An 11,895-nucleotide genomic window follows, 5' to 3' on the forward strand; every position below is an offset into this window, starting at 1 on the left:
GGTCATGTAGAGCACAAAAACAGCCGCTTTCCCAATCATTACAGCAGCATGATTCATCTTGCCGCAGCACTGTTCAGCCCGTCAGCAACGGCCGCCTGACCTTGGTTGGCCGGATCTTCTTCCAATCCAGACCGGCCAGAAGCGCCATTAATTGCGAATGGTCCAGGCGTATCCTGGCGGCCGATATGCCCGGCCAGCAAAAGCTCTGCTCCTCGAGCGTTTTCGAATAGAGGCAGACGCCGCTGCCATCCCACCAGACGATGCGAACGCGGTCCGCCCGTTTCGACCGGAACACATAAAGCGCTCCGTTGAACGGGTCGAGACCGCCATCTCTGACCAGAGCCATCAAGGATGCCGCACCTTTGCGGAAGTCGACCGGCTGGCACGACACGTAAACGACGACGCCGGACGCGATCATGCCTTGCGGACCGCCCGGAGTATCTTCGCTAGGTGATCCGACTCGATATCGCCGGCGACGCGCACAACGACATCACCGATGACGATTTCCACGGTAGAACTTGCCACCGGTTCAACGCGCGCGAACTTGACTTCCTCCTTCGCGGCTTCCGTCAGCGCAACCATCCCCGATGACAGCGCCTTGCGACGCCACCCGTAAAGCTGCGAGGGATCCAATCTCTCAGCACGCGCGATCGCCGAGACATTGGCCCCAGGCAACAACGTCTCTGCAATCAGACGCTCCTTCTCCTCGTCCGGCCAGTCGCGCGGCTTGCGTCGCGCCCGCACCGGCGCCGCCGTCAAAACCTCGAATGTTCGCGGCTGATTCACACTGTCGCTCATAGGATTCTCCGCATGATTCATGCACAAAATCCCCGATCAGCGCGCCAAATGATACGTGGGGGTCCCTACGCGCTTACAATTCACCGAACCCGGAGGCCAATGCAGCCAGACAACGGCGTTGTCCACGGGCGAGCGCCAATGCAACGGAAGCTACGCTAACCAAATCAACCCGCGGAACGGTGTGCGCGCGCAGTGTGCTCTGACAGGCAAGGGCATTCGCTACTGGGAGTACATCCCAAAGGTCTTCGACCTCGACCCAGGTGTCGATCATACGCCCTGCCCTTTTAAGGGAGACACCTATCAGTGGATGCGAAACGCCGTTCTGGCGGCAGCGATAGGCAAGCATCGTAACCTCGAAGCGGTCGCCTTAGCAGCCTTTGCCGATCATCCGGGCTTTCCGACGGCACAAAAGGTGAAGCGAGGCCTGGTGGCTCCCGGTCACACCGGTCGAGCGGCGGTCACACCCATCTCCTACCGGCAGATCATTGGGATCGCCCGCCAAGTCGGCCAAGATCAAGAACTCTGGAATCGCCTTTCTGCTTGGGTCGATCGTAAGATTGCGCAGGCTGCGTCGGTACACTCCCGAAAAAGCGCGATTCAGTTGCGAGAAGCGCCAGGCTTTTGAATCCTTTCACCGCTTTCTTCGCAGTCTCGGCGCCGGTCGCGCTGGAACACGTTCAGTCCGGTTGCAATCAGGAAATTGATTGCAGCCGCAAAATACTGAACCGTCCCGATTTCGCTTCTCGACGATCTGGCCAACGAGGCAAGTGGGACATTGGCGCAGCGCGGTCCCTTCAGTCGTCTCGAAGCGAATCTCCTCGCCCGCGATCTCGCAGAGTTCTCGGATGTATCGCGATGGCTGGCGACTGTCCGTGACGAGGTATACCCCCCGACTGGCGCGTGTCAGCGCAACGTAGAACAGCCGTCTTTCTTCGGCGAATGCGAACGTTTCGGGACGAGGAACCACCAAGTTTAGCAGTTCGTCGTCCTCGATCCGGCTTGGCACGCCGTAATTTCCCTCGCTGACATCAAGCAGGATTGTATAGTCCGCTTCGAGCCCCTTCGCCCGATGAAAAGATTGACCGGAAACCTCAATGTTTGTGAACGTGGGTATGCTTCCGCCGAACGGATCGACGTGGTTGTAACGCCATAGCACCAAGACCTTGAGCTTGGTGCCGGGTTCATTTCGCCATTTCGAGGCATTTTCCTGCAAAAAGATGTCGAGCCGCTCGAGAAGACGATGGCAAGCCAATCCGAAGTCGGGCTTGTCACCTCTGCCTTCGATGGGGATCACCCTTATCGAGCGAGGAACAGCCGCACGTATCGATCGCACTGATTTCGTGACCTGTTCCGGATTGCGTTGGACGAACTTCGCAGCCGTCTCCGCAATGAGCTGGTTGCAGCGATAGGTCTGCTCAAGGCGCCCCATCCAACTGGCACCGAAATTCGCCTCGAAATGCGTGAATATCGTAATGTCGGAGCCTGCAAAGCGGTAGATCGACTGCCAGTCGTCTCCAACCGCAAACACCTTGCTGAACGACTTCTGCTGCTTGAGCGCCTTTATGAGGTTGGCGCGCGGCTCGGAAATATCCTGAAACTCGTCGACGAGGATCAGAGAATATGGGCTCACATACCGACCCGTCTGAACCAGCCTTACAGCATCGGCGATCATCGAGTCGAAATCGATCCTCTGGGATTCGTCGAGTTTTCGGGAATATTCAGACGTGATCATCCATACGACACGCGCAAAGAGTTTTGCACGCTCCTTGTCGTGAAGGGTTTTGGCGCGCTCGAGCAGCATTTCTAGCGTGAGATGACTGGCGCGAATATGTTTGATGCAGGTCGAAATGAGCTTGTGGTAATGCTTGATCACCACCGGCTCGAGGGCTTTGGTGATTTCCTGATAGCTCTTGCGCTCGAAGGGAATGGCGCGGCTTCCCAGTTCCGCTTCAAGACTGCTCAGCATCGTTTCGCTTTTAGCCTGCGCCGACGTCGTCTCGAAGAAATCGATCCCCTTTCGCCGATAGGCCTGTCGTTTCGTCTCGGCGTGTTGGGCATAATCTGCGAACGGCGAGCTCCCGTCGGCATTGAGCGCGAAATGCTCGTGTAGTGTTTCGGTCTGCGGATAGTAGAAATCGGGGTGCAGGTGCAGGCGGGTACCGTCACCGTTTTCGATCTCAATCTGCCGTTCGTATTCGAACGCGACTGAATGCAGCCAAAGCCAGTTCGCGATCTTCTGCTCTTGCAGGGATTTGACGATTACTCCGGAATGCGATCCGATCGTCCCCGCGCCCTTTCTGAGGCGATCCGACGTATAGCGACGAAAATCCATCTCGCCGTCGAAAACTTCGGCCGGGATGTCTGCTTTGGGATGGACCACCAGCAGGTCGCACCACAATCGGCCAAACTCCGGGTCTGTCTCGACGAGGCTCCGGATAATCTCTTCTATTTCCCTTGTCTCGCCGCCAGGATGGTCTACCCAATTGGCAAGCTGCGGCGGGCGTCCCTCGACCTCTTCAATGATACCGCGTCCGAGCGCATGAAACGTCGTGACGCGGCACTCCAGCGCGCCTTCCCCGACCTGAAGCTGCCGTGCGATCCTGAGCTTCAATTCATCGGCAGCGCTTTTGTTGAAGGCTAGCAGCAAAATCTCGTCTGGACGGTAGAGCTTCTTTTCCAACACATAGGCGACCTTACCGACCATGGTCGCCGATTTGCCGGACCCGGCCGAAGCAACGAGCAAATTGTTGTCTTCAAGACGGATGCAGGCCTCGCGCTGCTGGTCGGATAAAGAGCGTCCATCGAGATTATCGAAGAAGTTCTGGAATCTGAGCAGCTCGGCGGCGACGAACGTTTCATTATAGGCGTGGCGAACGCCCGGGTCGGTCAACATGGCCAACGAAGCCGGGAGAGAGCTCTTAAGTCCGACTGGCATCAACTGTGGATCGAGAAGCGGGTGCGAGAGGGCGGCGGCGGCATTGCCGGGCACGCTCGCAACGGCTCGACCGAGATCGGCCTGCGCGAGATATTGTCGGTTGTCTTCTATGATCTCTCGAAGCTTGACGTCGACATCGCACAAACGCTCCCTCTCTGCGTCAATGAGCGCGAATAGGTACGTGTTGATGGAGGCATGAACGTCCGCGACGAGCTGCGCGGCCGATTCACCACTTAGCCCCGACAGGATATCTGTTCTGCTCCGTGATCTAATTTCAACGGAATGCCAGAGCAAAGCCTTGCTGGTGGAGAGGAACACGATATCGAGGCAACTGAGTTCTTCATTGCCGTCCCGCTGCAGCCGGACGCTTCCAGGCCGTCCCGAATCCAAGGTCAGCTTCCAGCTCCGAGAAGAGAACATTCTCGCCAGGAAACTGGGGCGATATGTACGCGCCCGGCCGGAAAATAGGTTACCTAACGCCACGTTCGATACGCCCAGAATAGCAATTCTCGGAATCGTGTAGCATCAACATATTGAGATGTTCCAAACCGCATCGATTTCGGACTACGCAACTGCTCCGGCATGCGTCCACAATCGTGTAGTTCGCAGTTGCGATAACTATTGAGCTTGCCCAGGAGAGCGTGCCACCTGCGTTGGCGCAAACCGGTATCAACCACGGATTCATGCGATCCCCGCTCGCGGTATTTTCACCTTGTGGTAGAAATATCGACTCATGATTCGAAATAGTCGGAAAGATTTTCAATGCATTGGGGATTCTTGGGCCCGGAGGTACTCCCTCAAGAACGGCGTGTTCGCACGCTCGGCCTTGGCGCCGTCGTTCGGAATTTCAATGAAATTGCCGTCCCCGGCATGGGTGGCATCTGGTTCGGCAAACAACTACTTCTACCACTGCTCGGCATCTCAGTCGCACAGGCCGCTCGAGCCGAAGGCAAGAGCGTAAGTAACATTGAAGTGGCCAATGCGATCGAAGCGGTCGCGTGCCTCTCAGCCTACAAAGCGGCCAACTGGCGTTCCGACCCACGGCTGCGGGGTGGCCAGAAACTTCGGGAGGTTTCAGAACCGCTCTTTGCACAAGCGCGAAAGCGGAGTTTTTATGTTTCGCAGCCGATGCGGATGTCGACGGTTGAGCCCCTGCTCGCCCTGGGGTTTGTCGACGGCGAAAGCGAGCGCTTCAATGCGATGCGTCTGAGCCGAACCGGGAGTGATTTTCTCGAATATGCGCTGGGCCGCTTTCGACCGAACGGACGAAGCGTGGTCACTCATTTTCTCCGCTGGGTACGCGGCGATGAAGGTAAGGTCGTAACCAGCGCGCTCACAGAAGCCATCAGTCCCCTGACCCCTATGCCCGCGCTTGCAATAAGCATCCTACGCGAACAGATTGAGGCCCATGGTCCTGGCAGCGATCGGCGCAAAGCTGCGCTCCGTTGGGTTGGAAATGAGAAGGCACAAACGGATTGGTCAGCACGGCCCACAGAAATATTGGAGGATCATTGGCGCGACCTACGGATCGGAGCGAAGTTCTTTCTGGCACGCGACGCGTCCCTTGATCTCCTCGACGCCGTAGAACGGGAAATTGCCTCGGCGGGAGGCAAGGGCATCAAGCCGACTGCAGCATCGCTCATTCCCAGGGTGGCGGAACTTCTTGACAGACTCCGAGACCTTGCGAACGCGCTCCTGGAAGAAGGTCTTGAGGCTTCGTCATTTCAGGACGCCAAGAACTTCTGTTTTGAGTGTACGGACGTCGACAACGCGATAACAACGCTCACCAAGCGGGACGGCCGAATTCTACGATACCGCGACGGCTTAATCGTGCCTGGCGCAGCTTTTGACTACTCGGCGAGGGTATCGGACCGCATCGATGGCAACGAGCGACCGCAAGCAGAACCCCAATGGCCGCCGGGCCTTTCCCGCCGGGTAGATAATCTTTTCTGGATGTCTCTCGATTTGAGGTCGGAGTTGGACAGGCGGATTGGGGAGAAGTCCAATGAAGAAGAATGACGCGCCGCTTTCCCTATCCCAGCATTTCGATGCTCCATCTGACTACGTAGGCGAATTCGGCTGGATTGTCGGCTATTCGGCCGACGCGGCGTTTTTGAAAGACGCAGCTGAACGGTTCAGTCGGAAAACCAGTGCCCAACGAGCCTGGGAAGGCGTCCACCGGCTGGCGCTGATGCTTGATCCCGGCAGCCCTCAATTAGCGCCCGTCGACGTGCCAGGTGTTGCGCACCTGCCGCTTCGGGCTAGCCTGAAACCGTTTAGGTTGCTGCATGCCAAAGTCGCGGTGCTAGGATTCCGCCATGAGAAGCAGCGCAGCAACTGGATGGTCCGCCTGATTGTTTCGACGGGCAACTGGACGCGCCAAACTCTGGAGGAGAGCCTCGATGTATGTTGGGCGATCGATATCACCGAACAGGATGTCACTCGCGGCGACAAAGCACAGCTATGCGCTGATCTGCGAGCGGCGTTCGATTTCGTCAATTACGTCCGCGAAGCCTACGACCTGAGAGTGCTTGGCGCGACGGTTGCGCAATTAGATGAATGGTTGGACAAAGTTCCGCCATCGACGCTTCTTCCCCCGCCGCGCTTTTTCGACAACCGCACCCAATCGTTTTTAAAGCAGCTTCCTGAGCTGGTGAAAATTCACGCAGGCCCTGCTTCTAGAAATCACCTCAGCATGGGAGCCGGTTTCTTCGAGGCTCCCGCGGGCCAAGGGGTTCCGGCTGTGCTCGAGGGAGTATCGATCGATCTCCGGCGTGCTGGCCTCCTAACGGCTAGTCCGGAGATTGCGGTATTTGTCAACGAGAATGCGTGCCAAGCGGTGGCCTCTGGCGCTGGAAGCATTAGAAAGAAGGGGTGGGAAATCCGGCCCGCGGGGAGACCGAAATTCTTCCCCCAAAACGTCCCACGCGCACTGCACGCCAAGTTCATCTTCAGTGCCAGCTACCGCAACTCCTCGAACAAATGCTCCACCCCGTGGGTATATCTCGGCTCAGGTAATCTCACTGGGCCCGGCTTTACCTCTGCTATGTCGTCCAGTGGAGGTAATCTTGAGGCAGGTGTCGTCTTCGCCCCCCGAGGTCTGTGCTGGTACGAGAATGACACGGACGATCCCCGAAAGGTCGTGAGCAACCTCCTGCCAGTCCAGTGGGAAAGCGAAGTCAAAGACCTCGACAATCTTTCGCCAGGCGGGGAAATGCCGGAACGGGAGGACGACTTCGTTGCACCACCTGTGGCCTGGCTCGACTGGGAGGCGGATGACAGTGGGGCTGCCGGGTGGCTAATGATCCCTGACCGCGACCGAAATGTCGAATTTACGGTGCTGTGCGGCGAAGAGGCCTGCAAGCGTCAATTGGATCGGTTCCGCTGGCCGTCTGACCAGCCACGTCAGGTCGAAGTGCAATGGGAGGACGGCCAGAGCCGCAGGGCGTTTGTTCCCGTTCGCGACGAGCATGGGCGCTTTGCCTCTGGCAAACTACCGAACCTTAGTCACGCAGACGCGTGGCTTCAGCTCGCAAACTTTCCGATGCCTCCGGAAGAGGAAGAGGTCGGTGACGAAGGTACAGCCGAAACCAGCCCAGATGGCACGATCAACGCCGGGGACAAGCGTTCGATCGCCAGCTATCCGATCAGGGATATGATGGCGTTGGTAGAAAGGATCGCTCGGAAACAAACTGACGTCGATCGAGTGAACTGGAGCGCGTGGATCACTCGTCTCGAACAGACAATGTTCCAGATGACGGAGTGCGCGGTGCTGCGAGAGTTCAAGACATTGGCCATGAATCCAATTTCTCCGTTGAGATACCCGGAATTCCGTCCCGTCTTTGCTGAAGACAATAGCTCAAATGAGGGTTTGGCTTACGAGCGCGTTCTCGATCGTGTCGAGGTTAAGTGGGGCGTTTCCGAAATGCGAAGGCTGGAGGCAATGTGATGACCAGGTTCAAAGGATGGGACCATGTCGCCACGATTCTGCGAGAACGTGCCAATCAAGCATCCGATTTGTTCAACGATGGCCAGCGCGCGTCATTACACGCTATAGCGGATCGCCTTGCGATCAACGGAATCATCCTTGCAGACGAAGTCGGAATGGGTAAGACCCGTGTTGCCGTTGCGGTAACGCATGCGGTCGTGGCCGCTGGCGGTCGCGTAGCGCTCGCAATACCGCCGGGCCTCGATTTCCAGTGGCAAGAAGAATTGCGTGCCGGCGGCGTTTTCGACACGCTCGCGGCCATTAGAAGCATGAATGGCTATCTCGACGCGTGGCCGGAGACCCAAGCTAGCCAACCGTGGTTTAATCAATCGGTCGTCGTGGTTTCCCATCGTTTCGGCAATTGGAGATTTGGTCAGGGGAGAACGTGGCGTTGGCAGCTTCTACCAATGCTTTACGCGCATTGGCAGAAGAAGCAGACGGGCCGGTTTCCGCGAAATTCGTACATACATGATGACAAACACTGGGATACGCAGGTCAAGCGGGCTGCACTAAGTATTTTCGACGGCCTGCTGTCGCAGACCAGCAATGCCGCCGCCAAGAGGATGGGTCGCGTTGCCGCTGCGGTAAACGAGTCTGACATCATGCGATCCGAAAGTTACGGACGGCATACTACCCTACGCCATTATCTTGAGCAGGTTGTAGGGTTAGGCCTTGGAGTGTTTGACCTTGTTGTGATCGACGAGGCTCACAAAAGCCGCGGTGACACAAGCGGACTCGAGCGCCTGCTGGAAAACATGATCGTCGCGTCACCGACCGCGAGAAGACTTGCGATTACGGCAACACCTGTCGAGCTCGGCGTCAGTCAGTGGGAGCAAATCCTGAAGCGCATAAACGCCGACAATGTCGACGAAATAAAAGAGGTCGTGAAACGTTTCGGCGAAGCGATCGCGAAGGTTCGCTTGGTCTGGCGGAGCGACGCCAATGCAAGAGAAGAATTCGCCGAGGCCGCGGGGCAATTTCAGAGCAAGCTGTCGCGATACTTGTTGCGGCGAGACAAGCGCGAAGAAGAGGCTGTATTAAAATTTGTTTCGCAGTCAAAAGAGCCGTTCGATGCCTACCGCCGAGAGCAGGAAATCATCGTAACGCCTGATTGTCTCTCACCCGAGTGGAAGCGAGCAATCTGCGCAGCAGAAGCCTTATCGTTCACCGCAACCGGCGATGACGCCGTCGCCAAACGTTTGCGGCTCACACTTGGGAACGGCCACGGGGTTTCTGCGATGCTCGATCAAGCTGCCCGGGAAGCAAAGGAGGATAAGCATCAGGAGGATTTCGATGAACAACAGGCCGAAGAGGGTGCTGGCGCAAGCAAACCCGTGCGAGACACGACGCCCGTCGTCTCCGGTAGCAAACGAGCACAGCGCATCGATTGGTGGCAGAAACTGATCGCCTCGGCATTCGCTGACGGGGATTCTTCGCTGTATGGGCATCCCGCGATCCTCGCGGCAGTCGAAGAAATCGAAGCCTACACCATGAAGAAGCAGAAGGTTTTGGTGTTTGGCCGATTTACTACGCCCCTACGGGCAATCACGGCATTATTGAACGCACGGGCTATGCTGCGGGCGCTGGAAATAGGGGAAGCCTGGCCACAGGCCAAAGTCCACGCGGAGGAACTGAAAGTGGTCTGGGCCGCGCACCGCCAACTCAATTCGAGTTTGAATATCGACAAGATCGACGAACTTCTCGCGGTGCAATATCGTCAAATCGAAAGCCGTCGCGAAAAGCTTCGAGAGAACATGTACAGCTGGATCATAGAGGGGTTGGGCAGTGAGAACCAATTCGAGCTATCGCTTATCAACGCAGCCATGCGGTCCACGAATTCAAACGTCCGGCCTTTGCTGGCTAGGGCGATCGATGAACTCATCGATGACAGCGAAACCGCCGGACCCGAGGTTTGCGCCGCCGCTTTCAAAGACCTAATGAACGCACTTCGGGACCGCGCCAACGAAGGCAACAACCCGGACGCGCTCTGGCCGTCCTTGGAGCAGAGCCTCGTCGAGGAGTACGATTTCCAACGAGGCACTTTTTGTCGCCTAATGTACGGTGGCACAGCCATGCCAGGTCGCCGCGCGCTTCAACTCGCTTTCAATAGAGAAAGGAGCTTTCCAAACGTTCTGGTCGCCCAGTCCATGGTCGGCAGGGAGGGTTTGAACCTGCATCACGCCTGCCGGGTCGTCGTGCTGCTTCATCCGGAGTGGAATCCGGGCGTCGTCGAACAGCAGATCGGCCGTGTCGATCGTCTTGGCAGTCGATGGTCGAAGGACCTCGACAAGTCAATCGAAGATGGAAGCGAATTGCCGCGAATTGAGATCCGGCCCGTCGTCTTCGCCGGTACCTACGACGATCATAATTGGAGTGTGCTGCGTGCTCGATGGAGCGAATTGCGAGCACAGCTACACGGCGTGATTATCGATCCCCGCCACAGAGACGATGCGCTTACGAAGGATCAGGTCGAGTGGCTTGAGAAGGTTGCACCAAATTTCAGCCCGACCGCACCAAACCATCCAATGCACCTAATCGACCCGCCATTGCGCTAGCGCTTGCGACGCTTGGGATCGGTGTTCGAGGTCAACTTCCCTATCCTTTCCGGTTGCCTTTAGGACCGCTCGACTTCAACCCCTACAGAACGCAACCTTGCCGCTGCAGCATCCAACACCGTCTTCTCGAACCTATCAGCGTGTCTGAGTGCTACCGCCTCGAAAGTCAAATCGGCCATCTGGCGTTCCATTAGCATCGCGAAACCCTCGGAGGGCTTTTTCGAGCCAACAATCAGATCCTTAACCGTCTCCAGTTCGCCCGCCCGGGCAATCTTCTGACGTGTTCGGCCCAACCGCGTGGTCTTTCCGCGCTCATTCGTAAGCGTGCCTTCCAGGGCATGGATGCTTCGCCATACGTCGTGCTCGAACGTACCTAACTTTTCCGAGGGAAGAATTTCATAAAGGCGTAGATCGGCTGCGCGTGCCACGGCCAACTCACCCTTCTGGCGAGCATTTGCAGCGATTTGCTGAAGCCTTTTGGGATCTCTGCAACTCTCAATCATTTTCATCGCGAGTTCAATGGCGATATGGGTCATGGTTCTTCCTTTCTCATCAGCCGAGCGAGAGGCAACGAAAACCGCGCGGGTTGCGTCGCTTCTGTTCAGGTTGCTTGGCACCTCGATCATGATCGCGGCCAGACCGGAGTTGGAAATGGCGGTGGCGCATACCTTCGTTGGTTGCTGGAGCGTCAGCGGCTTTATCCAGATTTCTGTAAGATCGATGGTGGGCTCACAGTTCCATTGACCATTTCTTCGCGAACACTTGAAAGTGGGTCTTAAGAAGTTGCCGGTCAGCGGAATGGCGAATGACTTTTCCCCTGAGTTTTGTATAAGGAGAATCGTCTAGGACTGGAGCTAGATGGATTTGCGCGGTTTTGTAGTGTATCGAGAGCATCAGCGCATCGAAGAGACTATGCAGGTCCCTCCTGAGTAATAGCCCGTTACGCGGGTCGTCGCGCAGCTGTGTGTCCTCGGAGAACGGAACGATGTGCGCTGCTTCAAGCACCTCTGCCACGGCAAAGTTACTGACTACGCAGCGACCTTTGTAGTAGCGCATTAGCCCCTCCCTAAATGCGGGCTGCCCTGGCCGAGCTTCGCGGAGAGTGAATTGGCGCTGGTAGTTCGCTTGGATTGTTTCTCTTTGGTTGTTCAATTCAGCTGAGACCGGGTCATCGTAAAGGGCCCTAAGTTCCGCGTCTCGTCTCGCAATGCCGGTACGCCGAGCTTCAACGATCGTCAGAAATTCCTCCAAGGTAGCGTCGTTGAGTTCAACCGCTTGGTGGTGGCGGTACCCGCGAATAGCCTCGATTGCTCTGCCGCCTTTACCCTTGGGAAGATTGTCTAGCCTAACGTGGGGGGCCAAAATGCGCACCCTTCGGAGCTTGAGAAAAAGATTGCCAGTGCCTTCCCTAATGTTCTCGACCTCCGCGCTTGCTGTCAGGCCTAGCCCCGACCCGTACTCGAAGTCCTCGTGTGTCCAAATCCAAACTAAGTCACCGGTAGAGACTGGCGACACGGCACCTTTATGAATTAGCCCCCGAAAGGCCCGGACATGCTCCCCCACTTAGCTAAGTGGGTAGGAGTAATGTTGGTAATATGACTAGCAGCAATTTTAAGATG

At 56.8% G+C, this 11,895-nt stretch carries 10 protein-coding genes; 5 read left to right on the plus strand and 5 right to left on the minus strand.

The features are described 5' to 3' along the window. Nucleotides 1-73 precede the first annotated feature (73 nt). Both tnpB and BLU15_RS30550 read right to left on the minus strand, forming a co-directional pair. Nucleotides 74-418, minus strand: coding sequence for an IS66 family insertion sequence element accessory protein TnpB (gene tnpB, locus BLU15_RS30545; RefSeq protein WP_003537853.1), 345 nt, complete (start codon nucleotides 416-418; stop codon nucleotides 74-76). Beyond that, complete coding sequence (locus BLU15_RS30550) at nucleotides 415-819, minus strand: transposase (RefSeq protein WP_244546857.1); 405 nt, start codon at nucleotides 817-819, stop codon at nucleotides 415-417. Before BLU15_RS30550 ends, tnpB begins: the two co-directional genes overlap by 4 nt. Nucleotides 820-916: 97 nt before the next feature. On the opposite strand from BLU15_RS30550, the gene BLU15_RS30555 reads away from it, so the two are divergent. After that, nucleotides 917-1,423, plus strand: a complete 507-nt coding sequence (locus BLU15_RS30555; RefSeq protein ID WP_371590178.1) for a hypothetical protein — start codon at nucleotides 917-919, stop codon at nucleotides 1,421-1,423. A 6-nt stretch (nucleotides 1,424-1,429) separates the two neighbouring features. On the opposite strand, the gene BLU15_RS30560 is transcribed toward BLU15_RS30555, so the two are convergent. Further along, a complete protein-coding gene (locus BLU15_RS30560) occupies nucleotides 1,430-4,123 on the minus strand; it encodes a UvrD-helicase domain-containing protein (RefSeq protein ID WP_244546858.1) in 2,694 nt (897 codons plus the stop codon). A gap of 372 nt (nucleotides 4,124-4,495) precedes the next feature. Between BLU15_RS30560 and BLU15_RS30565 the strand changes: the two genes are divergently transcribed. Genes BLU15_RS30565 through BLU15_RS30580 form a run of 3 tightly spaced genes read left to right on the plus strand, consistent with a single transcriptional unit; the run spans nucleotide 4,496 to nucleotide 10,276 of the window. Beyond that, nucleotides 4,496-5,752, plus strand: coding sequence for a hypothetical protein (locus BLU15_RS30565; RefSeq protein ID WP_090300595.1), 1,257 nt, complete (start codon nucleotides 4,496-4,498; stop codon nucleotides 5,750-5,752). After that, nucleotides 5,739-7,682, plus strand: coding sequence for a phospholipase D-like domain-containing protein (locus BLU15_RS30570; RefSeq protein ID WP_090300597.1), 1,944 nt, complete (start codon nucleotides 5,739-5,741; stop codon nucleotides 7,680-7,682). Before BLU15_RS30565 ends, BLU15_RS30570 begins: the two co-directional genes overlap by 14 nt. After that, nucleotides 7,682-10,276 (plus strand): SNF2-related protein, encoded by a 2,595-nt coding sequence (locus BLU15_RS30580; protein ID WP_143034291.1) that lies wholly within the window; start codon nucleotides 7,682-7,684, stop codon nucleotides 10,274-10,276. Before BLU15_RS30570 ends, BLU15_RS30580 begins: the two co-directional genes overlap by 1 nt. 59 nt (nucleotides 10,277-10,335) lie before the next feature. Here the strand turns inward: BLU15_RS30580 and BLU15_RS30585 are convergent, their stop codons facing one another. Further along, a complete protein-coding gene (locus BLU15_RS30585) occupies nucleotides 10,336-10,812 on the minus strand; it encodes a hypothetical protein (RefSeq protein ID WP_090300603.1) in 477 nt (158 codons plus the stop codon). Between BLU15_RS30585 and BLU15_RS30590 the strand changes: the two genes are divergently transcribed. Next, nucleotides 10,811-11,020 (plus strand): hypothetical protein, encoded by a 210-nt coding sequence (locus BLU15_RS30590; protein WP_090300605.1) that lies wholly within the window; start codon nucleotides 10,811-10,813, stop codon nucleotides 11,018-11,020. The two genes, BLU15_RS30585 and BLU15_RS30590, sit on opposite strands and share 2 nt — an antisense overlap. Here the strand turns inward: BLU15_RS30590 and BLU15_RS30595 are convergent. Next, entirely contained in the window at nucleotides 11,006-11,332 is a 327-nt protein-coding gene (locus BLU15_RS30595) for an HNH endonuclease signature motif containing protein (RefSeq protein ID WP_090300621.1), read from the minus strand. The two genes, BLU15_RS30590 and BLU15_RS30595, sit on opposite strands and share 15 nt — an antisense overlap. Nucleotides 11,333-11,895: the final 563 nt, after the last annotated feature.

The organism is Ensifer sp. YR511 (assembly GCF_900103045.1).
Lineage (GTDB): Bacteria > Pseudomonadota > Alphaproteobacteria > Rhizobiales > Rhizobiaceae > Ensifer > Ensifer adhaerens.